Raw genomic sequence first — 23,281 nt, forward strand, 5'->3', positions numbered from 1 at the left:
CCTTCGCCTTCCTAGATGGGTATTTCGATCAGTACGGCCGTGGCGCCGCCCGCGCCCTGGCCGACCTGCGCATGCCCGCCGAGGGCGGCTGCGCGTTCGCTGATGGAACGTGGGCGGAAGTTCGAGAAGTCCATGCCGCAGGACTCGTTTTCGATCCTGATCTGCAGCTTGCCGTCCCCGCAGCCGATGCGGATGCAGCCGCGGTGCGCATGGGTGTGCTTGCAGATGTTGTTCAGTCCTTCGCGCACCAGCTGCAGCACTTCGGCCGTCATCCGGTCGTCCAGGTGGACATCGCCATCGACCAGGATCTCCATGTCGATGCCGTAGAGCGTCTTGATGCGCGCGGCCTGGCGGTGCAGGTGCGGAAGAATGAACTCGCAGTGGCTTTCGCCGCCATGCTTGACGATGCCTGCATAGTGGCGCAGGTCGGCCACCACGCCATCGGCCATGCTGGCGAGCTTGTCCAGGTCTTCGACCAGCGGGTTGTCGGCGCCCGCCTTCTTGCGCAGCGCACTCAGCCCCAGCTTCAGGCCGATGTAGGGCTGGATCGCGGTGTCGTGCAGGTCCAGCGAGATCTTCAGGCGCTCCTTCGAGGCCGCCTCCGAGGCCATCCGGTCGAGCACCCCGATCGTCTCGATCACGGGAAAGACCTGGTTCATCATGTGCGAGAGGAACAGCGCATCCGATTTGCGGAAATGCCCGTCGCCGGACGAGACGTAGATGCGTCCTTCTCCCTGGCGCATCGGCAGCGGTGCGCTGATGAAGGAGCGCGCCTCCAGCATGGCGGCAACCGCGGCGCTGCGCCGCAGGCCCGGCTCGTCCTGCGGGTACCAGCGGCGCAGGCGCAGGTCGAAGGCATGCCCCTGCACGCACAGCCGGCTCAGCGGCCAGGGCAGGCGGTTGCGCAGCACGATGTGGCCGGGGTTCAGCGTCATCAGCGGCAATTCGAAAGCTTGGTCGATAGTCTCGACGTCGACCGCCTCGCCCGCGTGGCTTTGCCTGAGCGTGCGCATGACCCAGCTGCCGGTGGCCGTGTCGCGCGTCAGGAGCACGCAGTGGCTTGCCTTGTAGAAGGCCAGCGTCTTCTCCATGGTGCTGGCGATCGTGCGGGCCACGCCGAACCGGGGGTTCGACAGCCGGCTCACCTGGCTCAGCAGGGAAAGGCGCCGCCGCAGCTCGACCTTCGATCCGCCCCAGTGCCCGATCATGTGGCCCAGTGCCAGCAGGAAGGTCGTGCGCATCAGCAGCTGCGGCGTGTCGCCCGCGAGGCTCGCTCCCAGGCCGCAGACGGCAAACGAGGCGACCGAGGCCATGGTGACCCGGGCGCCTTCCTCGTATCCCCACCGGAAGGACGACGTGAGGATGGCGAAGAAGTAGAAAAGAAAATAAAGGCTGCCCGTGCCGCCGCTCGCGAAGACGATCTGCGTGAACCACAGCACGTCGAACCAGTGGATGGCCTTGCCCTGGAAATAGGGCTGGCCCTTGCGCGTGCAGATATACACGCCCAGGCTGTAGATCGCGTAGCAGGAGAAGGTGAGCCAGACGGCGCCGCCTATGCGCAGCTGCGGGTCGCGAAGGTCAACTGCGACCGCCAGCAGCGCCGACACCGACAGCACCAGCCGCATCCGCGCCACCATGAGCGCATCGGCACTGAGGCTGGAGTCGGTCCCGGAATCCGGGTCGATGGAGTGGGCTTGCATGGCGCGGTTTCGAGTGCATAGAACGGCTCATGCCTCGCCAGCCATCCACGACAGGGCACCGATGCCCCTGGGACGGAAGCTCTGGGAGGTAACACCTTGGTTCACTTTTGCGCCAAAATTAATAACTGCGAGGATTTCACATTACTACTTTTGTAGTCGAAAGCAATACTTTTTGTTTAACCCCGACCGCAATGTGTACTTTTGTTACTTAATGATGCAAATTGCGGCTGCCAGCCAGCAGATGTATCGGCGCTCGGAGGAGTGCCCGGTGGCCAGGCAAAGAAAAAGGGCTCGGAAAAATCCGAGCCCTTCTGATGGGATGGTGGAGAGGATGAGGATCGAACTCACGACCTCCGCATTGCGAACGCGGCGCTCTCCCAGCTGAGCTACCCCCCCAACGCAAACCGGATTTTAACCAGAACAGGCCCGGCAGCGCATGGCCCGCATGCCAAGATGCGCCCTTCGAAAAAAGAAGGAAAGCACCACCTGCATGGCCTCGTACGAACCCGCCTGGCTGGAAGGCATGTACAACAATCTTGCGCGCGTGAAGGATCACCCGGCGTACTTCGCCCGCTGGGGGCGCGACTCGCAAGCCGTGCGCGAAGCCCTGGCCGGCCGCATCGACGTGCCCTATGGCCCGGGCGTGAACGAGACGCTCGACATCTTTCCCGCACCCGTGCCCGGCGCGCCGGTGCTGGTGTTCATTCACGGCGGCTACTGGCGCGCGATGGACAAGCGGGACCATTCGTTCATTGCGCCCGCATTCAACGACCGCGGCGTGTGCGTGGTGATGCCCAACTACGCGCTGTGCCCCGGAACGGCGGAGGAACCCGTCACCGTGCCGGGCATCCTCATGCAGATGGTGCGCGCGCTCGAGTGGACCTGGCGCCATGCCGCGAGCTTTGGCGCCGACCCCTCGCGCATCACCGTGGCCGGGCACTCGGCCGGCGGCCACATGGCGGCCGCGCTGCTGGCCTGCGACTGGAAGGCGGTCGCGCCCGACCTGCCGGCGCAACTGGTGCGCAATGCGCTGTCGATCTCGGGCCTGCACGACCTTCGGCCGCTGCAGCGCACGCCGTTCCTCGAAAACGTCCTGAAGCTCGGCGATGCGGATGCGCGACGCGCCAGCCCCGCGCTCTGGACGGCCCCCGCGCGCGGCCAGCTGCATGCGCTGGTGGGGGCCGAGGAGAGCGAAGAGTTCATTCGCCAGAATGCGTTGATTCGCCAGGCGTGGGGCCGCAACGCCGTGCCCGTGTGCGAATCGCTTGCCGGGCTGAACCACTTCAGCATCGTCGACGCGCTAGCGGATCCGGCCCACAGGCTGCATCGCGATGCGGTGCAGCTGCTGGAGGCCTGACCCGGCCGTGCCTACATCAGCAGGTGCTCGCCCGCGTTGTCGCCGCCGAGCGTGACGTAGTTGACCTTGCGGATGTCCATCAGCGCGCGGCCGCCCGCGTAGCTGATGGAGCTTTGCACGTCCTGCTCCATCTCGATCAGCGTGTCGGCCAGCTTGCCCTTGATGGGCTCGAGGATGCGCTTGCCCTCGACGTGCTTGTATTCGCCCTTGTTGAAGTCGCTGGCGGAGCCGTAGTACTCCTTGAAGAGCGTGCCGTCGACCTCGACGGTGCGGCCCGGCGATTCCTCGTGCCCCGCAAAGAGCGAGCCGATCATCACCATCGAGGCGCCGAAGCGCACGCTCTTGGCAATGTCGCCATGGTCGCGAATGCCGCCGTCCGCGATGATCGGCTTGGTTGCCACGCGCGCGCACCACTTGAGCGCGCTGAGCTGCCAGCCGCCGGTGCCGAAGCCGGTCTTGAGCTTGGTGATGCAGACCTTGCCCGGGCCGATGCCGACCTTGGTGGCGTCGGCGCCCCAGTTTTCGAGGTCGATCACCGCTTCGGGCGTGCCGATGTTGCCGGCAATCACGAAGGAGCCCGGCAGCTTCTGCTTGAGGTAGCCGATCATGTTCTTCACGCTGTCGGCATGGCCGTGCGCGATGTCGATCGTGATGTATTCGGGCACCAGGCCCTCGGCCACCAGCTGGTCGACGGTGTCGTAGTCGGGCTTCTTCACGCCCAGCGAGATCGAGGCGAACACGCCCTTGGCGTGCATCTGCTTGACGAACTTCACGTTGTCCAGGTCGAAGCGGTGCATCACGTAGAAGTAGCCGTTCTGCGCGAGCCACAGGCAGATCGGCTCGTCCACCACCGTCTTCATGTTGGCCGGCACCACCGGCAGGCGGAAGCTGCGCGCGCCGAGCGTCACGCTGGCGTCGCACTCCGAGCGGCTTTCCACGCGGCACTTGCGCGGAAGCAAAAGGATGTTGTCGTAATCGAAGATCTGCATGAGAAACCAAGCTTCCTGTGAAAGGTGCGCCGCCGAACGATTTCGGAGCGGCGTGGGCGCTTGGTCCCGGCCCGGTCATTGGCGCCATGCAGGCACAAAAAAACCGGGCGACAAGAAACTTGGGCCCGGTGATTGATTATAGGGAGGTGGCGCCGCGCCTTCCTGCGCGCTTTCGTATAGACCTTATTCGCCAGCCGGTCTGCCCGGCCGGGCCGTATTGGCGAAGCGCGCCCCGCAGCAGTACCATTTGACGCAGATCAGTGCCGCGCGGCGGGCGCGCTCGACAATGCCGCTGGCGCAGCACCTCTTGCGCCCCGTTCATTTCTTCTTCTGGAGACCGTTCCCATGCTTCGCCGCCGCCTCGCCGCCACCGCCGTTCTGGCGCTCGCTTCTCTCGCCGCTTCCTCCGCCTTCGCTGCCGACTGCAGCGTGGAGATCGAAGGCAACGACGCCATGCAGTTCAACAAGCCTGCCATCGAGGTGAGCAAGAGCTGCAAGGAATTCACCGTCAAGCTCAAGCACGCCGGCAAGCTGCCGAAGCAGGCCATGGGCCACAACTGGGTGCTTGCCAAGACGGCCGACGTGCAGGCGGTCGCCGCCGACGGCGTTGCTGCCGGCCTGCCGCAAGATTATGTGAAGGCCGGCGACGCGCGCGTCGTGGCGCACACCAAGGTCGTGGGCGGCGGCGAAAGCGACAGCGTGAGCTTTCCGGTCGCCAAGCTGGGCGCGGCCGACAGCTACACCTTCTTCTGCTCCTTCCCGGGCCATTCGTCGATCATGAAGGGCACGCTGAAACTCGTGAAGTAAAAGAAGGGCGCGGGCAACCCCGCCGCCGCGTCGGGACGCCCCGGCTTCCTACAATGCCGGGATGTCTCTTTTCGGCTCGTACGACGCCACTGCCGGCGCACCCCCATCCCCAGCGGCCGATTCGCCCCTGCTTGCCAACCTCAACCCCGAGCAGCGTGCCGCGGTCACCTTGCCTGCGGGCAATGCGCTGATCCTTGCCGGCGCCGGTTCGGGCAAGACGCGGGTGCTGACCACCCGCATCGCCTGGCTGCTGCAGACCGGCCAGGTCTCCCCCGGCGGCATCCTGGCCGTGACCTTCACCAACAAGGCCGCCAAGGAAATGATGACGCGGCTCACGGCAATGCTGCCGGTCAACGTGCGCGGCATGTGGATCGGCACCTTCCATGGCCTGTGCAACCGCTTTTTGCGCGCGCACTGGAAGCTGGCCAACCTGCCGTCCACCTTCCAGATCCTCGACACGCAGGACCAGCTCTCGGCCATCAAGCGGCTCATGAAGCAGTTCAACGTCGACGACGAGCGCTTTCCGGCCAAGCAGACCCAGTGGTTCATTGCCGGCGCCAAGGAAGACGGCCTGCGCCCGAAGGACGTGGAGATCCGCACGGAAGACGACCGCAAGAAGGTCGAGCTCTACCAGCTCTACGAAGAGCAGTGCCAGCGCGAAGGCGTGGTCGACTTCGGCGAACTCATGCTGCGCAGCTACGAACTGCTGCGCGACAACGACCCGGTGCGCGAGCACTACCAGCGGCGCTTCCGCCACATCCTGATCGACGAGTTCCAGGACACCAACCGCCTGCAGTACGCATGGATCAAGATGCTCTCGGGCAGCACCGCGGCCGGAGGCCAGTTCGTGCCGGGCGAGAACAACAGCGTGATTGCCGTGGGCGACGATGACCAGAGCATCTACGCCTTTCGCGGCGCACGCGTGGGCAACATGGCCGACTTCGTGCGCGAGTTCGATGTGCGCCACCAGATCAAGCTGGAGCAGAACTACCGCAGCTACAGCAACATCCTCGACTCGGCCAACGAGCTCATCAGCCACAACAAGAAGCGCCTGGGCAAGAACCTGCGCACCGACCAGGGCCCCGGCGAGCCGGTGCGCGTGTACGAGTCGCCCACCGACCTGGCCGAGGCGCAGTGGATGGTCGAGGAAATGCGCCAGCTCGTGCGCGACGGCTTCGACCGCAAGGAAATGGCCGTGCTCTACCGCAGCAATGCGCAGAGCCGGGTGATCGAGACGGCGCTCTTCAACGCCTCGGTGCCGTACCGCGTGTATGGGGGCCTGCGCTTCTTCGAGCGCGCCGAAATCAAGCACGCGCTGGCCTACCTGCGCCTGCTCGAGAACAAGGACGACGACACCAGCTTCCTGCGCGTGGTCAACTTTCCGCCGCGCGGCATCGGTGCGCGCACGCTGGAACAGCTGCAGGACGCGGCGCGCACGGCCGGCCGCTCGCTGCACGACGCGGTGCATGCCGTCGGCGGCAAGGCGGGCTCGAACCTCACGGCCTTCGTCGCTAAGATCGACGTGCTGCGCGAGCAGACGCAGGGCGCGAGCCTGCGCGAGATCATCGAGCTGGTGCTCGACCACAGCGGCCTCGTCGAACACTACAAGGCCGACCGCGAAGGCGCCGACCGCATCGAGAACCTGGAAGAACTGGTGAATGCGGCCGAGAGTTTCGTCACGCAGGAAGGCTTCGGCCGCGATGCCGTGGCGCTGCCCATCGACGAACTGCGCCAGTCGCCCGCGAGCCAGGGCCTGGACCCGAACCGGCCCGTCATCGACGAGCCGCTCGCGCCCGATGCCGAAACCGGCGAAACGCTGAGCCCGCTGGCCGCCTTCCTCACGCATGCGGCGCTCGAGTCGGGCGACAACCAGGCGCAGGCCGGGCAGGACGCGGTGCAGCTCATGACCGTCCACGCCGCCAAGGGCCTGGAGTTCGACTGCGTGTTCATCACCGGCATGGAAGAGGGCCTGTTCCCGCACGAGAACTCGATGAGCGACTTCGAGAGCCTCGAGGAAGAGCGCCGCCTGATGTACGTGGCGATCACGCGCGCACGCAAGCGCCTGTACCTGAGCCATTCGCAGACGCGCATGCTGCACGGCCAGACGCGCTACAACGTGAAGAGCCGCTTCTTCGAGGAGTTGCCCGAAGGCGCGCTCAAGTGGCTCACGCCAAAGAACCAGGCCTTCACGCCCTCGGCCTTCGGCTATGGCGGCGGCTATGCGAGCACGCGCGGCGGTGGCGGCAGTTACAGCAGCGGTGGCGGCTACGGCGGCAGCAAGGACACTTTCGCGAGCCCGCCGGTGCCGCCGCAGAAGGCCGCGCCCTCGCACGGCCTGCGCTCGGGCATGCAGGTGTTCCACAACAAGTTCGGCGAAGGCACGGTGCTGTCGCTCGAAGGCAGCGGCGACGACGCGCGCGCGCAGGTCAAGTTTGCGCGCCATGGCGTGAAGTGGCTTGCGCTGTCTGTGGCCAAGCTCACGCCGGTGTGAGCGCGCGCTGCTATTAAACAAATAGCTGAGGCCGCAGTAACCACGGGCTTTTTGAGCGATTTTTAGTCGGGCAACCGCCGTACACTCCATGCTCGCCAAAAACGGGGGAGTTGAGGATGTGGTTCCTTGGCATGATCGCCGGCCTTTTCATCGGGGCCCTGGCTGAATCGGTTCCGGCCGCACTGATCCTGGCGGTGGTCGGCGCGTTCGCGCTGCCGAAGATCATCGGCAAGAAAACCGCCGCCGGACCCGCGCGCAGCGAGGCTGAGAGCGCACAGCCTTCCAGCGGTGCGGCCGCGCCACCCGCAGGCAGCACCTCGACGCTGCAGCAGCGCGTGGCCGAACTCGAACAGCGCGTGAGCCTGCTGGAGCAGCGGCTGGCGCAGGGGGCCGGTGGTGCGGTGGCTGCGCCAGTTGTCGATCAGGCAACTGAGGCCGCGCCGCCCGTGCCGCTTGCCGTGCGGCCCGCGGCAGTGGCCGATGCAGGTGTGGCCGCGGCGCATGTTCCGCTGACGGAGATCCGGCCCGCAGCAATCCAGCCGCCGCCCGAAGCCGCCGCGCCCGCCAGGCCGCCCGCGGCCATGCCGGCAACACCGCGGCGCCCGCCACTGCCGCCACCACCACCGCCGGTCCCGCTGCGCGACCGCCTGCCCGCGCCCATCGCCAACCTGGTCTTCGGCGGCAACATGCTGGTGAAGCTCGGCGTGCTGATCCTCTTCCTGGGGCTGGCCTTCCTGCTGCGCTACACGGCCGAGCGCGTCACGGTGCCTGTCGAGCTGCGCTATGCGGCCGTGGCGCTGGTGGGCGTGGGCCTGCTCGCGCTGGGCTGGCTGCTGCGCCGCAAGCGCACCGGCTACGCGCTGATCCTGCAGGGCGCCGGCATCGGCGTGTTCTACCTGACGACGCTGGCGGCGATGAAGCTGCACGAGCTGCTGCCGCCGACCGCCGGCTTCGCCTTCCTGTTCGGCGTGGCCGTGCTGAGCGCGGTGCTCGCGGTGCTGCAGAACGCGCCGCTGCTGGCCATCGTTGCGGTGCTCGAGGGCTTTGCGGCGCCGGTGCTCGCGTCCACCGGGCAGAACCGGCCGGTGGGGCTTTTTACCTACCTGCTGGTGCTCGACGTGGGCATCGTGCTGATCGCATGGTTCAAGGCCTGGCGCGTGCTGAACCTGATCGGCTTCGTCGGCACCTTCACGCTGGCCGCGGGCTGGGCGCACAGGTACTACACGCCCGACCAGTACGGCATCGTGCAGCCCTTCCTGCTGGTGTTCTTCCTGCTGTTCGTCGCCATCGGCCTGCTGTTCGCGCGCCGCACATTGTTCGACGCGCCGGTGCAGCCCGCGCAGCCGCTGGCCGCGCGTGCGCTCGATACGCTGCGCCGTGCGGGCCGCGTCGACAGCTCGCTGGTGTTCGGCACGCCCATGGTCGCCTTCGGCATGCAGGTGCTGCTGATGCAGCCGTGGGAATACGGCGCGGCGTTCTCGGCCATGGCGCTTGCGGCCTTCTACCTGGTGCTGGGCCGCCTGGTGTTCGCCACGCAGCCCAAGGGCCTCGCGCTGCTGGCGGAGGCCTACGCCATCGTGGGCGTGATCTTCGGCACGCTCGCCATTCCGCTGGGCCTCGAAGGCCGGTGGACCGGTGCGGCCTGGGCCGTGGAAGCGGCCGGCATGTACTGGCTGGGCGCGCGGCAGCAGCGCGTGTATGCGCGCGCCTTCTCGTTCGTGGTGTTTGCCGGCGCCGTGTGGAAGCTGCTCGAAGCCACGCAGCTCGACGCGGCGGCGGGGCATCCGCTGCTGCAGGGATCGGTCATCGGGCCGCTGCTGGTCGCGGTCAGCGGCTTCGCGATGTGGGCGATTCATCGCAGAGCCGGGCTCGACGAAGGCAATGGCTGGGAGGCGCTCGTGGGGACCGCGCTGCCGTGGCTCGGCATGGGTGCGCTCACGCTGCTGCTGTGGCAGTGGTTCACGCCGCCATGGGCAGCGGCGGCCACCGCGGTGCTGGCCTCCATCGCCTTTGCGGTGGCGGTGCGCTTGCAACTGCGCCCGCTGGCTTTCGTGAGCTACGGCATGCAGGCGCTGGCGGTGGCCGGCTTCATCGCCACGCTGCACCAGGCGGTCGACGCGCGCGGCGGCGACGAGGTGCTGGCGAGCGGCTGGCAGGGCGCAGTGGCGGCGAGCCTGATCGCGCTGAGCCTGCTCGGCAGCGCCGCGTGGTCGATGCTGCAGGCGCACCGCGCGGCATTGGTGCGCGGCATCCAGCCGGTGTGGTCGCTGGGCAATGCGATCGCGGTGATCGCGGGCGTGGGCCTGCTGCATCTGGCGATGCTGTTCCAGCTGAGCCTTGCGCAGGCGGCGCTGCTGTGGCCGATCACGGCGACCGTGGTGCTCTGGGTGGCGCTGCGCATCGCGCACGGGCCGCTCGCGGCGCTGGCGGGCGTGCTGCAGCTTGTCTCGGCGCTGCTTCACATCTACGGCCGCATCTTTCATGCCGAAGCCGCGCCGCCGGCTTTCGCGCACCTGGGCTTCTGGACGCCGGTGGTGCTGGGGCTCGCGGCGCTGCTGGCCGGCGGCTGGATCAGCGGCGAAGCAGGGCGGCGCGCCACCGGCGGCGCGGCGGCTCCGCGCAAGCGCTGGATCAACGACTGGTGTGCCCATCCGCTGGCGCTGTGGCTGCCGGTGGTCTGGGGGCTGGGCTGGTGGCTCTTCGGCTGGCTCGACGAAAGTGGCGAGGTACTGCGCCGCAACGGGCTGGCCGCGCACCTGGCCGCGGCCGCGGTGGCGATCGTGCTCGTGACCTCCGCGCTTTCGGCGCTCGTGGCGCACCGTCGCGGCTGGCCGCAGCTCGGCCGCGCGACCTTGGCCACCTTGCCGGACCTCGGCCTGATCGCCGTCCATGCCGTTGCGCTGGCAGCGCCGCTGGTCTACGTGCCGTCGCGTGCGCTCGGCTGGATCGCCTGGCCGCTGGCGCTGCTGTGGCACCTGCGGCTGCTGCATGCGCAAAGGCGCTGGCTGGGCGCATCGGCGCTGGTGCCTTTCCACGTGGCGGGCTTCTGGTTCTTTGTGCTGCTCGCGGCGCGCGAGTGCCAGTGGCAGCTCGGGCGCGTCGGCGCGGAATGGTCGAGCTGGCAATTGCTGGGCTGGGCCATCGTGCCCGCGGTGGCGCTGTGGATGCTGCGCTCGCGCGCGCTGCTGCAGCGCTGGCCGCTGGCCGAATACCGCGCCGCCTACCTCGAAGTCGCGGCGATGCCGGTGGCGGCCTATCTGCTCGCCTGGGCCTGGGTCACCAACGGCGCGAGCCCGGGCGACGCGGCGCCGCTGCCCTACGTGCCGCTCTTGAACCCGCTCGAACTCGCGCAGTGGCTGGTGCTGTTCGCGCTGGTGCTGTGGTGGCGCGCCTTGCCCGAGGCGTCGTTCGCGCGCGTGCAGCCCATGGTGGCGAAGGGCGTGCTCGGCCTCACCGGCCTGGCGCTCCTGACGGGCATGGTGCTGCGCAGCTGCCATCACTATGCGGGCGTCGAGTGGCGCTTCGATGCGCTCTACGCCTCGTGGCTCACGCAGGCGGCGCTTTCGATCACCTGGGCCGTCTGCGGCGTGGCCGCCATGGTGCTCGGCCATGCACGCGGGGTGCGCACCCTGTGGGTCGGCGGCGCGGCGCTGCTTGGCGTTGTGGTGCTGAAACTGTTCTTTGTCGAGTTGGCGGACCGGGGCGGGTTGTTCCGCATCGTGTCGTTCATCGCGGTGGGCGCATTGCTGCTGCTGGTGGGCTATTTCGCGCCCGTGCCGCCAAAGAAGATCGAAAAGGAGAAAGATGTTGTGTTGCCCGAAGGAGGTGCAGCATGAAGCAGAACACGAAGCCGTCGCTTCTCCTGGCGGGTGTTCGCCTCGCCGTGGCCATGGCCGCGGCCTGGTGTGGTGCGGCTGGCGCGCAGCCCGCCACCACCGCGCCCATTGCCCTGCAGGGCAGCGGGCCGTACTACCGGCTCACACTGCCGCTGGGCATCCACGGCCTGGCCGCGCGCAGCGACCTGCGCGACATCCGGGTGCGCAATGCCACCGGCAATGCCGTGCCCTATGCATGGCTGCGCGACGAGGCCGCGGCCCCGCGCTTCAGCTCGAAGGAAGTGCCGATCTTTGCGCTGCCCGCGAGTGCCGCAGATGCATCGGACGATGCATCGCTGGGCTTCAGGGTGCGGCCCGACGGCTCGCTGGCGCTGGCCCGCAGGCCGGCGCGCCAGCAGGCCGAGGCGGCGCAGTGGCTGATCGATGCGAGCCAGCTCAAGGGCGGCCTGCTGCAGGCGCGCTTCGAGGTGGCGCCGGAGGCGCGCGGCCTGTTCGCCTTCAGGCTGGAGGCCAGCGACGACCTGCGGCACTGGCGGCCCGTGGGAGGCGAGGAGCAGCTGGTGCGGCTCGCGCACGGCGGGCAGACCATCGAACGCCTCGCGGTCGAACTGGGCGGCGTGCATGCGCGCTTCCTGCGCCTGCGCTGGAGCGATCCGCAGAACGGCGTGCCGCTGACCGGCGTGGCAATCGACAGCGTGCAGGAGGCCGAACCCGCGGCGCCGCTCCAATGGTCCGGCGCGCTCAAGCCGGAGCGCTGCGGCGCCGACCATTGCGACTACGCACTGCCGCGCGGCCTGCCGGTGGAAGCGCTGCGCATCGACCTGGCCGACGTCAACACGCTGGCGCAGGTCGGCATCTCGGGCCTGCTCGCCGCCACACCGACGGTTCCCGCCGACCCGGCGCCCGTGCCGCGCAATCCGCTCTATGCGCTGCGGCATCGGCAGCGCCCGCCTGTGGCGCCCACCGGCAGCGCGGGCGAGGTGCCGCTGCTCGACACGGTGGTGTACCGCCTTGCGCAAACGGGCGGCGAGGCGCGCTCGCCGGTGCTGGCGCTGGACGGCGCGCGCTACACGCACCTGCGGCTGCGCACCGCCGGACCGGTGAGCCTGCTGGGCGCGGCGCCGCCGTCGATTGTGGTGGGCGCCACGCCGCGCACGCTGGTGTTCCTGGCGCAAGGTGCCGCGCCTTATTCGCTGGCCTGGAATGCCGTGCCGCCGAAGAACGCCGTGCAGGGCGGTCCGCCCGGCGCGGCGCTCGCGCTTGCCACCCTGCTGCCGGGCTACAGCGCGAACAAGCCGGTGGCGGCGGACGAGGCCACCGTCGTGCTGCCGCAGCCGCCGGTGGCCGCCGTCGATGCAGCAGTGGCCGCGGCGGCGCAATTGCCGGTGCCCACGCCGCCGGATCCGGCGCGCAAGTGGTGGCTGTGGGGCGCGCTGGGCATCGGCCTCTTGCTGCTGGCCGGCATGGCCTGGTCGCTGTTCGCGAGCCTGCGCAAGGACAAGCCCGCGGCCGATTGAGGAAGGCGGATCAGCTCGGATCGAAGCTGTCGCGGAAGGTGAACCAGGTGGAGCTCAGCGACATCGCCGCGAGCACCAGCGCCGATCCCACGATCAGCACGTTGCCGATGAGCGCCGCGCCGCCGGCCGCCGCGCCCACGCCGATCAGCACGGTGGCGATGAGCCCCATTCCGATGCCCGCGAGCAGGAACACGCCGAACCACGCCAGCACGAAGAGCGCGTAGGCGCCGAAGTTGCGGAACAGCGCCACCACGCTGAAGAAGATGCTCTTGACCGGTTCCACGCCGTGCCAGTGCACGAGCGCCGGGGCGTGCCACATCGCCAGCGAGAGCGGCAGGTTCAGGCACATGAGGAACATGCGCGCGACCTGGAAGTCGCTGCTCGCGATGGTCTCGGCCGAGGGCATGTCGTCGAGCAGGTAGGCGCGTGCCAGCTGCCCGCCGTCGATGAAGCTCGTGAGCAGCACCGCCACCACGAAATACGCCGCCGAGATCACGCCGAGCTTGACCAGCGAGCGCCACTCGGTGCGCATGGCGGCCGCCACCGCCACGAACATGGCCGAGCCGGTGGGCCGCTGCGCATGGCCGGCGGTGCCGGCACCCTCGGCGTTGTCGGTGTAGGCAATTGAAGTGGCCACCATCAGGCCCAGCGTCATGAAGGGCAGCAGGATCGGCGCCAGCACGCTGCCCACCAGCGGCAGCAGCGACACCGTCGAGATCAGCGCCATCAGCAGGAAGAACAGCGAGATGAAGGCGAGCGGCTGCCGCCAGAAGGTCTTGAGCCCGAGGCGGACCCATTCGGCGCCGGTTCGCGCCGGCACGATGTGGAGTTTCATTCTTGAAGGCTCAGGCGGGCAGCGGCTCGAGCGACTGCGCCATGGCATGCGGATGGGTGGCGCGCTCGCGCAGCACGCGCTCGAAGTGCGCCGGGTCGTGCGGCTTGAGCATGCTGGCTTCGCGCGGCAGGTGAAAGTCCCACAGCCGCGAAATCCAGAAGCGCAGCGCCGCGGCGCGCAGCATGGCGGGCAGCAGGGCGCGCTCGGACGCATTCAGCGGGCGCACGCTTTCATAGGCCGCGAGCAGCGCATCGGCGCGTTCGGCGTCGTGCCGGCCCGTTGAAAGATCGATGGCCCAGTCGTTCAGGCACACGGCCAGGTCGAACAGCCAGGTGTCGGTGCCCGCGAAATAGAAGTCGAACACGCCGGTGAGGCGCGGCGCCGCGCCGGCGTCTTCACCGGTGGCGAACATCACGTTGTCGCGGAACATGTCGGCATGCACCGGGCCGCGCGGCAGCGCCGCGTAGGCCGACGATTCGGCGATGTGGTTTTGATACGCGAGTTCGGCGCTCAGCAGCGCCGCCTGCGATTCGTCCACGTAGGGCAGCACCACCGGCACGGTGTCGTTCCACCATGCGAGGCCGCGCAGGTTCGGCTGGATGCGCGGAAAGTCGCGCGCGGCCAGGTGCATGCGCGCGAGCAGGGCGCCCAGCTCGGCGCAATGGGCCGTGCCCGGCGCGAGCTCGCTGCGGCCCGAGAGCCGCTGCACCAGTGCGGCCGGCTTGCCCGCCACCTTGAGCAGCAGTTCGCACGGGGCGTTCGCGGGAATCGTCAGCGCATGGCCCGAGGGCGGCTGGATGGCCGGATCGGCCACCGGCTCGGGCACCGGCAGGCCGCGGCCCGCCAGGTGCTTCATGAGGCCAAGGTAGTAGGGAAGCTGCTCGGCGCCGAGGCGCTCGAACAGCGTCAGCACGAACTCGCCGCTTTCGGCGGTCGCGAAGTAGTTGGTGTTCTCGATGCCGCCCTCGATGCCGCGCAGCTCGCGCAGCGGGCCGAGGCCCAGGCGCTGCACGAGCGCGTCCGCCTCGCCGAACTCGACTTCGGTAAAAACTGCCATGGCGGTGCTCAGCGTCTTGCTGCAGTTGGAAGGCGCGGCACGGTCAGAACTTCATCACGTTCCAGACCCGGGCGCCGTTGCCGTTCGAGTTGGCATCGCCGGAACCCGCACGCGCGCCTGGATCGTTGGGCCGCACCTCGTAGCCCGGCACGTTGGCCTTGGGCTTCACGTTGATGCTCTGCGTGCGGCCGCCGTAGCGCACTTCGTCGACCGAGGCGCCGCTGTCTTCCGTGTGGATGTGCTCGACCTTCTGGTTGCGGCGGCCCTCGGCCTGCTCCTGATTTTGTAGCGGCTCGGCCGGCGCAGGCGTTGCGGCGGGCGCGGGCTGCGCCTGGACGGCGGCAACGGGGACGGCAAAGGCCAGCGCCAGCAGGATGCGGCGGGCGACCAGGAGTGTGGGGCTAGGCATGGAGGGATTGTAGGCGCGGGGGCGCTTTCGGCGTGTCGGCGGGCGGCGCTTGCAGGCGTGGTTCGGGATGCCGGTCCGGGCACGGCAAAATGGCCCGATGACCGACAAGAAAACGCTGCTGCTCGTCGATGGCTCGAGCTATCTCTACCGCGCCTTCCATGCCATGCCCGACCTGCGGGCCGTGCCCGGCGATCCGAAGAGCCCGGCGACCGGCGCCATCCGCGGAATGATCAACATGATGACGGCGCTGCGCCGCGAGGTGCGCGCCGACTATGCGGCCTGCATCTTCGATGCGCCCGGCAAGACCTTCCGCGACGACCTGTATCCCGAATACAAGGCCAACCGCTCCCCCATGCCCGACGACCTGCGCAGCCAGATCGACCCCATCCACGAGGTGGTCAAGCTGATGGGCTGGCCGGTGCTGTGCGTGCCCGACATCGAGGCCGACGACGTGATCGGCACGCTCGCCAAGACCGCGGCGCAGCAGGGCGTCGAGGTGATCGTTTCGAGCGGCGACAAGGACCTGAGCCAGCTGGTGGACGAGCACATCACCATCATCGACACGATGAACGGCAAGAAGCGCGACGTGGCGGGCGTCACGTCGGAGTTCGGCGTGCCGCCCAACCTGATGATCGACTACCAGACGCTGGTCGGCGATGCGGTCGACAACGTGCCCGGCGTCGAGAAGGTCGGCCCCAAGACAGCCGCCAAATGGCTGCTCGAGTACGGTTCGCTCGATGCACTGATCGAGCGCGCCGCGGAGGTCAAGGGCCAGGCGGGTGAAAACCTGCGCAAGGCCTTGGACAAGCTCCCGCTGAGCCGCCAGCTCGTCACCATCCGCACCGATTGCGACCTGGCCGCGCACGTCGCCGGCCTGCCTTCGCTCGAAGGCCTGCCGGTGGGCGCGCCGCAGACCGCCGAGCTCAAGCCTTTCTACGAGCGGTTCGGCTTCAAGAGCCTGGTCAAGTCGATCGAGGCGCTGGAAGTGCCGCCCGAGCTGATCGAGGAGAACATCAAGAAGCAGATGGCCCGCGGCGCCGCTGCGAGCGCCGACCAGGGCGGCCTGTTCGACGAATCGGCCGAACTCGGCGCGCTGGAGGCCGCTGCGCCCGCGAGCAACCTGAAGTACGAGACGATCACGACTTGGGCCCAGTTCGACGCCTGGCTCGCAAAGCTGGAAGCCGCGGACCTGGCCGCCATCGACACCGAGACCACGTCGCTCGATGAAATGGTCGCGCAGATCGTGGGCGTGAGCTTCAGCGTCGAGCCCGGCGAGGCGGCCTACATTCCACTGGCGCACAACTACCCCGATGCACCCGCGCAGCTGCCCATCGACGAGGTGCTCGCCAGGCTCAAGCCCTGGCTCGAAAACCCCGCGAAGAAAAAACTCGGCCAGCACATCAAGTACGACCGCCATGTGTTCGCCAACCACAGCATCGAGGTGCAGGGCTATGCGCACGACACCATGCTGCAGAGCTACGTGCTCGAGGCGCACCGTCCGCACGGGCTTGCGAGCCTGGCCGAGCGCCACCTGGGCCGCAGCGGCATCTCGTACGAAGACCTGTGCGGCAAGGGCGCGCACCAGATCCCGTTCAGCCAGGTCGACATCGCCAAGGCCGCCGAATATTCGTGCGAGGACAGCGACCAGACGCTCGACGTCCACCTGGCGCTGTGGCCGCAGATCGAGCGCGACGAGAAGCTGCGCTTCATCTACCAGCTCGAGATGGATTCGAGCGAGGCGCTCTACCGCGTCGAGCGCAACGGCGTGCTGATCGATGCGCCCACGCTGGCCGCGCAGAGCCACGAGCTCGGCACGCGCATCATGGCGCTCGAGCAGGAGGCCTACGAGATCGCGGGCCAGCCCTTCAACCTGGGTTCGCCCAAGCAGATCGGCGAGATCTTCTTCACCAAGCTGGGCCTGCCGGTGGTCAAGAAGACGCCGAGCGGCGCGCCGAGCACCGACGAGGAAGTGCTCGAGAAACTGGCCGAGGACTATCCGCTGCCGGCCAAGATCCTCGAGCACCGCGGCCTGTCCAAGCTCAAGGGCACCTACACCGACAAGCTCGGCCAGCTCGCCAACCCGCGCACCGGCCGCGTCCACACGCACTATGCGCAGGCGGTGGCGGTGACGGGGCGGCTGTCGAGCAACGACCCCAACCTGCAGAACATCCCGATCCGCACGCCCGAAGGCCGCCGCGTGCGCGAGGCCTTCATTGCACCGGCCGGCAGCGTGATCGCGAGCGCCGACTACTCGCAGATCGAGCTGCGCATCATGGCCCACATCAGCGGCGACGAGTCGCTGCTGCGCGCCTTCAGGGAGGGCATCGACGTGCACCGCGCCACCGCGGCGGAGGTGTTCGGCGCCACGCCCGACCAGGTGTCGAGCGAGCAGCGCCGCTATGCCAAGGTGATCAACTTCGGGCTCATCTACGGCATGAGCAGCTTCGGCCTGGCGCGCAACCTGGGCATCGAGACCAAGGCCGCGGCCTCCTACATCGACCGCTACTTTGCGCGCTATCCGGGCGTGAAGGCGTACATGGACGAGACCAAGGCGCTGGCCAAGGAAAAGGGCTATGTCGAGACCGTGTTCGGCCGGCGCCTCTACCTGCCCGAGATCAATTCGCCCAACGGCCCGCGCCGCGGCGGCGCCGAGCGCGCGGCCATCAACGCGCCGATGCAGGGCACGGCGGCCGACCTCATCAAGCTCAGCATGATCAAGGTACAGAACGTGCTTGACGAAGAGAAGCGCGCCACCCGCATGATCATGCAGGTGCACGACGAACTGGTGTTCGAGGTGCCCGAGGCAGAGATCGAATGGGTGCGCACCGAAATCCCGCGCCTGATGGCCGGCGTGGCCGAACTCAAGGTGCCGCTGCTGGCCGAGATCGGCATCGGTCCCAACTGGGACAAGGCGCACTGATCAACCGACGAAAGAAAGAAGAAGCACGCACATGACATTCCAGCCCCGCAAATTCCTGCTCGCCGCCGTTTGCGCCGCCTGCCTGGGCACCGCGTTTGCCGCCCCCGATGCCCGCATCGCCTCGCTGGCCGCCAAGGAAAAGCTCGCGCTGCTCGAGACGCTGAAGGAGCTGGTCTCGATCGAATCGGGCAGCCGCGACCTCGAAGGCCTGGAGAAGATCTCCGACCTCATCGCCGCAAAGTTCAAGGCCATGGGCGGCGAGGTCGAGCTCGTCGACACCAGCGCCGAGGCCTACCGCATGGAAGACACGCCCGAGAAGATCGGCCGGGCGGTGCGCGCCACCTTCAAGGGCACGGGCAAGAAGAAGATCATGCTCATCGCGCACATGGACACGGTCTACACCGTGGGCATGCTCGACAAGCAGCCGTTCCGCGTCGAAGGCGACAAGGCCTATGGCCTGGGCATTGCCGACGACAAGCAGGGCGTGGCCGTCATCACGCACACGGTCGCGATGCTGCAGGCGCTGAAGTTCAAGGACTACGGCACGCTCACGGTGCTCATCAACGGCGACGAGGAAATCAGCTCGCCCGGTTCGCGCGCGCTCATCACGCGGCTGGGCAGCGAGCACGACGCGGTGCTGTCGTTCGAGGGCGCATCGGTCAAGGAAGACAAGCTCTCGCTGGCCACCGCGGGCATTGCCTCGGTTTCGCTCAACGTCACGGGCAAGGCCTCGCATGCAGGCTCGGCGCCGGAGCTGGGCGTGAATGCGCTCTACGAGCTGTCGCACCAGATCCTGCAGATGCGCGACCTGTCCGACCCGGCCACCGGGCTCAAGATGAACTGGACCATCTCGCGTTCGGGCAGCAACCGCAACGTGATTCCGGCCAGCGCCACCGCGGGCGCCGATGTGCGCGTGCTCAAGGTGAGCGACTACGACCGCATTGAGCAGCAGGTGCAGGAGCGCGTGAAGAAGCAGCTGATCCCGGAGGCCAAGGTCGCGATGAAGTTCGAGCGCCGCCGTCCGCCGCTCGAAGCCACCGATGCCTCGCTCGCGCTTGCCAAGCACGCGCAGCAGATCTACAAGGACGAGCTCGGCCGGCCGCTGGGCGCCGACGACAAGGTGGCCGGCGGCGGCACCGATGCCGCCTTTGCCGCGCTCAAGACCAAGGCGCCGGTGGTGGAGCGCTTCGGCCTGCAGGGCTTCGGCGCGCATTCGGCCGATGCCGAGTACGTGCTGGTCGACTCCATCGAGCCGAGGCTCTATCTTGCGACCCGCATGGTGATGGACCTCTCCCGCAGCAAGATCGCAGGCAACTGAGCCGGCCATGCGCCTGCGCCACATCGAAGTTTTCAACGCGATCATGCTCACGGGCAGCGTGAGCGCGGCGGCGCGGCTCATCAACATCACGCAGCCGGCGGTGAGCCGCACCTTGCAGCATGCCGAACTGCAGCTGGGCTTTCCGCTGTTCCAGCGCGCCAAGGGCCGGCTCACACCGACCACCGAGGCGCTCACGCTGTATCCGCACATCGAGCGGCTGTTTGCGCAGCTCGACGAGGTGCAGCGCCTCGCGGCCAACCTGCGCGCGGGCAGCGACACCGGCGAGCTGCGCATCCTGAGCGTGCTGGCGCTGAGCTACGAGGTGCTGCCGCGCGCGCTCAAGGCCTTCCGCGAGAAGCACCCGGGCTATGCGATCACGGTGGAATCGCTGCACTCGCCGCAGATCATGTCGGCGCTGTTGCTGCAGGAGGCCGACGTGGGTTTTGTCTTCAGCCCCGCGGTGCATCCCTCGCTCACGCAGGAAACCTTGGCCGACACGCGCATGGTGTGCATCGCGCCCAAGGGCATGCTGCCGCGCGCGCTGGTGCGCAACGGCTCGGTGGCGCTGCACGACTTGGTCGACCGGCCGGTCATCGGGCTCGACAGCCGCGATCCGGTGGGCACCAGCCTGAGCCAGGCCTGCCGCCAGGCGGGCGTCGGCTTCCAGCAGGCGGTGGTCACGGTGCAGACTTACCACGCCGCCCTGTCGATGGCGCACCACGGCCTCGGCGTGGCGCTGGTCGACGGCTGCACGGCCCGCTCGGCGGACGCCGCCAAGGTCGACGTGCTGGCGCTGGAGCCGCACATTCCGGTGCCGGTGCGCGCCCTGCGCTTTGCGGGCAAGCCCGATTCGGTGGCAGTGCGCGGCATCACGCGCTGCATGCGCGAGGCGATCGAGCAGGCCGTCTGACACCGCTGGCGCGGCAACTCAGGAAGCCGCGGGCTCCAGCGCCTCGGCAATCCGCTGTGCCGAGCCGAAAGCCAGCGTGAAGCCCAGTGCGCCATGCCCCGTGTTGAACAGCATGTTCGCGGGCGCGCTCGCCAGCCGCCCGATGATCGGCAGCCCCTTGGGCGTGGCCGGCCGCATGCCGGTCCACGGATGCAGCTCCTCGAGCCGGCTTGCATGCGGGAACACGGCGCGCGTGGCGGCAGCCAGCGTCTCGATGCGCGTGGCCGGGATGCTCGCGTCGTGCCCCACCAGTTCCGCCATGCCCGCCACGCGCAGCCGCGAGCCGATGCGCGCGAACACCACCTTGCGGGCGCTGTCGGTCACGTTCACCGTGGGCGCGGCGCCGGGCGAGGGGTCGACCTCCACCGTGATGCTGTAGCCCTTGAGCGGATACACCGGCAGGTAGGCGCCCAGCGCGCGCCCGAGCCTGTGTGACGCCGAGCCCAGCGCCATCACGAAGGCATCGGCCTCGATGTCGCCGGCGCTCGTCTGCACCGCCGCCACCCGGCCGTTGCTGCGCGCGAAGCCATGCACGTCGGTGCCGAGCAAAAAGCGCACGCCGCGCGCGCCGAGCACCCGCTGCAGTTCGGCGCAGACCTTGAGGCAGTCGGCCGCGCATTCGCTCGGCGTGTAGACGGCGCCCGCCATCTGGCCGCGGTAGTCCGCGAGCGCGGGTTCGATGGCGGCGCATTCGTCGGGCGAGACGATGCGCTGCTCGCTGCCCATGGCGCGCTGCAGTTCGAGCTGCGCGCGTGCGCCGTCGAGCGAGGCTGCGCTGGCGTACAGCACCAGCTTGCCGGTGGCGGAAAAGTCGCAGTCGGGTGCCACGTCGGCCTGCATTTCCTCGAAGCCGGTGCGGCTGAGCGCGGCCAGCGCGAGCAGTTGGGCGGTGGTGCCGCGGGAGGTCTGCGCATTGCAGGCTGCCAGGAAGGCCAGGCCCCAGCGCCACTGGAGCGGGTCGAGCTGGGGCCGCAGCTTGAGCGGCGACGTGGGCGAGAGCAGCAGCTTGGGCAGCTGCTTCCAGATCGATGGATCGGCCAGCGGCTGCACGTACGAGTAGCTGAGCTGCGCGCCGTTGCCGCCGCTGGCGCCCGCACCGGGGGCGGCGCGGTCGACGACCGTGACCTGGTGGCCCCGGCGTTCGAGCTGCCAGGCGGTGGCCAGGCCCACGATGCCGGCACCGAGCACACACACATGCATGGAGGCAGCTTTCCGAAGAGGGAGTGAAGAGGGGACGGCATCGACTGTAGGTGCGCGCCGCGCCGGCCGGAAATGCCAAAAGCGCGGTGGCCCATAGCCAAAGCGCATGCCCCGTCCGTCCGCCTGCCTTAACCCATAACCTTTGGGTATGGCCTAGGGTTCATTTGGAATTGTCGCGATGTGTCACTCCTTCTTACACTGGCTGTTCTGTTCAACCAACCTGAAGAAGGCTCGCATGAAACTCTCCGCATTGATGGCTGCCGCTGCCGTGGTGCTGCTTACCGCCACGGGCGTCCAGGCCGCCGACACGCTGGCCAAGATCGCCGAGTCCGGCAAGATCACGCTCGCCTACCGCGAGTCGTCGGTGCCCTTCAGCTACCTGGACGGCCCCAACAAGCCGATCGGATTCTCGGTCGAACTCTCCAACGCCGTGGTCGAGGCGGTGAAGAAGAAGCTCAACAAGCCCAGCCTGCAGGTGCAGCTGATGCCGGTGACCTCGCAGAACCGCATTCCGCTCATCACCAACGGCACCGTCGACCTGGAGTGCGGCTCCACCACCAACAACAGCGCGCGCGGCAAGGACGTGGCCTTTGCCGTGAACCATTTCTACACCGGCACGCGCCTGCTGGTGAAGAAGTCCTCGAAGATCAAGGACTACGCCGACCTCGCCAAGAAGACGGTGGCCAGCACCACCGGCACCACCAATGCGCTGGTCATGCGCAAGTACAACACCGAGAAGAACCTCGACATGGACATCGTGCTCGGCAAGGACCACGCCGATGCCTTCCTGCTCGTGGAAAGCGACCGCGCCGTGGCGTTTGCAATGGACGACATCCTGCTGTTCGGCCTGATCGCCAACGCCAAGAACCCGGCCGACTACGAGGTGGTGGGCGAGCCGCTGCAGGTCGAGCCCTATGCCTGCATGCTGCCCAAGGACGACCCGGCCTTCAAGAAGCTGGTGGACGACACCTTCATCGGCATGATGAAGAGCGGCGAGTTCGAGAAGCTCTACAACAAGTGGTTCATGTCGCCGATCCCGCCGAAGAACGTGCCGCTGAACCTGCCCATGAGCCAGCAGCTCAAGGACAACATCAAGGCGCCTTCCGACAAGCCAGCGACCTGACCCACGGACGGACCGGACCATGGCTTCCACGAACGTAGTCGGCATCCTGGGCGGCATGGGCCCTGCGGCGGGAGCCGATTTCGTCCGGCTGTTCGTGCAGGCCTGCGCGCAGCAGATGCGCGCGCGCGGGGAGCCGGTGCGGGACCAGTCCTTTCCGGAGCACTGGCTCGCGCAGGTGCCGGTGCCCGACCGCACCGATGCGCTGGGCTCGGCCGAGAACGGCGCGCACCAGCCGCTCGAGCCGATGCTGCAGGCGCTCGGGCGGCTTGCCGCGCTGGGCAGCCAGGCGGTGGCCATTGCCTGCAACACCGCGCATGCCTGGCATGCCCGGCTGCAGGAACGCTTTCCGCAGGTCGAGTTGCTGCACATGGCACGCGAGGTGGCGCTGCATCTGGCCGCGCAGGGCACGGGCAGCGTGGCGCTGATGGCCACCGAAGGCACCTACCGCGTGCGGCTCTACGAACAGGCGCTGGCCGAGGCGGGGCTCGACTGCCATGTGCCGCTGGCCGAGGAGCGCCGCATCATCACGCGCGGCATCTTCGACGGCGTCAAGGCCGGCAACATGCAGCTCGCCGAGGCCTGTTTTTCTCAGGTGGCGCTGCGGCTCGCAGAGCGCCACGGGCCGGTCACCATCATCATGGGCTGCACCGAGGTTCCGCTCGGGCTGCAGGGCTCGGCCGCCGTGGCCGGGCTGAGCCTGGTCGACCCGGCACAGGTGCTGGCCGCCGCACTGGCGCGCCGCGCCTACCGCGACTAGCAAGCAACCCTGCCGG

Annotated in this window: 16 protein-coding genes and 1 tRNA gene; 10 read left to right on the forward strand and 7 right to left on the reverse strand. The window is 68.3% G+C overall.

Going from position 1 to position 23,281, the window contains the following annotated elements; genetic code table 11:
• Positions 1-11: 11 nt before the first annotated feature.
• Positions 12-1,700, reverse strand: coding sequence for a sensor histidine kinase (locus tag ACAM58_RS07855; protein WP_062362563.1), 1,689 nt, complete (start codon positions 1,698-1,700; stop codon positions 12-14).
• 320 nt (positions 1,701-2,020) lie between these two features.
• Positions 2,021-2,096: transfer RNA gene (locus tag ACAM58_RS07860), tRNA-Ala, on the reverse strand.
• 94 nt (positions 2,097-2,190) lie between these two features.
• Between ACAM58_RS07860 and ACAM58_RS07865 the strand changes: the two genes are divergently transcribed.
• On the forward strand, positions 2,191-3,057 hold the full coding sequence (locus tag ACAM58_RS07865) for an alpha/beta hydrolase (protein WP_062362561.1): 867 nt from the start codon (positions 2,191-2,193) through the stop codon (positions 3,055-3,057).
• Between the two features lie 11 nt (positions 3,058-3,068).
• Here the strand turns inward: ACAM58_RS07865 and ACAM58_RS07870 are convergent, their stop codons facing one another.
• Complete coding sequence (locus tag ACAM58_RS07870) at positions 3,069-4,046, reverse strand: GMP reductase (protein ID WP_062362558.1); 978 nt, start codon at positions 4,044-4,046, stop codon at positions 3,069-3,071.
• 345 nt (positions 4,047-4,391) lie between these two features.
• Here ACAM58_RS07870 and azu point away from each other — a divergent pair, with 345 nt between their 5' ends.
• The 4 genes from azu to ACAM58_RS07890 all read left to right on the forward strand — a co-directional run bounded on the left by azu (position 4,392) and on the right by ACAM58_RS07890 (position 12,697).
• Positions 4,392-4,853 carry an azurin gene (gene azu, locus ACAM58_RS07875; protein WP_012746678.1) on the forward strand — a complete coding sequence of 154 codons (462 nt, stop codon included), beginning with the start codon at positions 4,392-4,394 and terminating at the stop codon, positions 4,851-4,853.
• 61 nt (positions 4,854-4,914) lie between these two features.
• Entirely contained in the window at positions 4,915-7,344 is a 2,430-nt protein-coding gene (locus ACAM58_RS07880) for a UvrD-helicase domain-containing protein (RefSeq protein WP_062362555.1), read from the forward strand.
• Positions 7,345-7,475: 131 nt separating this feature from the next.
• Positions 7,476-11,180: a DUF2339 domain-containing protein gene (locus ACAM58_RS07885; RefSeq protein WP_369664283.1), complete on the forward strand. Its 3,705-nt coding sequence runs from the start codon at positions 7,476-7,478 to the stop codon at positions 11,178-11,180.
• The gene (locus tag ACAM58_RS07890; RefSeq protein ID WP_062362548.1) at positions 11,177-12,697 is read left to right on the forward strand and encodes a DUF3999 domain-containing protein; all 1,521 of its coding nucleotides are present in this window, start codon (positions 11,177-11,179) and stop codon (positions 12,695-12,697) included. The genes ACAM58_RS07885 and ACAM58_RS07890 overlap by 4 nt, the downstream gene beginning before the upstream one ends.
• Before the next feature lie 10 nt (positions 12,698-12,707).
• Here the strand turns inward: ACAM58_RS07890 and ACAM58_RS07895 are convergent, their stop codons facing one another.
• Genes ACAM58_RS07895 through ACAM58_RS07905 form a run of 3 tightly spaced genes read right to left on the reverse strand, consistent with a single transcriptional unit; the run spans position 12,708 to position 14,998 of the window.
• Positions 12,708-13,532: a BPSS1780 family membrane protein gene (locus ACAM58_RS07895; protein WP_018903138.1), complete on the reverse strand. Its 825-nt coding sequence runs from the start codon at positions 13,530-13,532 to the stop codon at positions 12,708-12,710.
• A 10-nt stretch (positions 13,533-13,542) separates the two neighbouring features.
• The gene (locus ACAM58_RS07900) at positions 13,543-14,589 is read right to left on the reverse strand and encodes a homoserine kinase (RefSeq protein WP_062362545.1); all 1,047 of its coding nucleotides are present in this window, start codon (positions 14,587-14,589) and stop codon (positions 13,543-13,545) included.
• Between the two features lie 43 nt (positions 14,590-14,632).
• A complete protein-coding gene (locus ACAM58_RS07905; RefSeq protein ID WP_062362541.1) occupies positions 14,633-14,998 on the reverse strand; it encodes a hypothetical protein in 366 nt (121 codons plus the stop codon).
• A 97-nt stretch (positions 14,999-15,095) separates the two neighbouring features.
• Here ACAM58_RS07905 and polA point away from each other — a divergent pair, with 97 nt between their 5' ends.
• Genes polA through ACAM58_RS07920 form a run of 3 tightly spaced genes read left to right on the forward strand, consistent with a single transcriptional unit; the run spans position 15,096 to position 20,146 of the window.
• Entirely contained in the window at positions 15,096-17,918 is a 2,823-nt protein-coding gene (gene polA / locus ACAM58_RS07910) for a DNA polymerase I (protein ID WP_062362538.1), read from the forward strand.
• A 31-nt stretch (positions 17,919-17,949) separates the two neighbouring features.
• On the forward strand, positions 17,950-19,236 hold the full coding sequence (locus ACAM58_RS07915; RefSeq protein ID WP_062362536.1) for a M20/M25/M40 family metallo-hydrolase: 1,287 nt from the start codon (positions 17,950-17,952) through the stop codon (positions 19,234-19,236).
• Between the two features lie 7 nt (positions 19,237-19,243).
• Positions 19,244-20,146 carry a LysR family transcriptional regulator gene (locus tag ACAM58_RS07920; RefSeq protein ID WP_012746687.1) on the forward strand — a complete coding sequence of 301 codons (903 nt, stop codon included), beginning with the start codon at positions 19,244-19,246 and terminating at the stop codon, positions 20,144-20,146.
• Positions 20,147-20,164: 18 nt separating this feature from the next.
• Here ACAM58_RS07920 and ACAM58_RS07925 read toward each other — a convergent pair whose 3' ends face one another.
• The gene (locus tag ACAM58_RS07925) at positions 20,165-21,385 is read right to left on the reverse strand and encodes a D-amino acid dehydrogenase (protein ID WP_062362533.1); all 1,221 of its coding nucleotides are present in this window, start codon (positions 21,383-21,385) and stop codon (positions 20,165-20,167) included.
• Between the two features lie 235 nt (positions 21,386-21,620).
• On the opposite strand from ACAM58_RS07925, the gene ACAM58_RS07930 reads away from it, so the two are divergent.
• Positions 21,621-22,508 carry a transporter substrate-binding domain-containing protein gene (locus tag ACAM58_RS07930; protein WP_012746689.1) on the forward strand — a complete coding sequence of 296 codons (888 nt, stop codon included), beginning with the start codon at positions 21,621-21,623 and terminating at the stop codon, positions 22,506-22,508.
• A 19-nt stretch (positions 22,509-22,527) separates the two neighbouring features.
• A complete protein-coding gene (locus ACAM58_RS07935; protein ID WP_062362530.1) occupies positions 22,528-23,265 on the forward strand; it encodes an aspartate/glutamate racemase family protein in 738 nt (245 codons plus the stop codon).
• The last annotated feature ends 16 nt before the right edge of the window (positions 23,266-23,281 follow it).

Source organism: Variovorax sp. V116, from assembly GCF_041154435.1.
Lineage (GTDB): Bacteria > Pseudomonadota > Gammaproteobacteria > Burkholderiales > Burkholderiaceae_C > Variovorax > Variovorax paradoxus.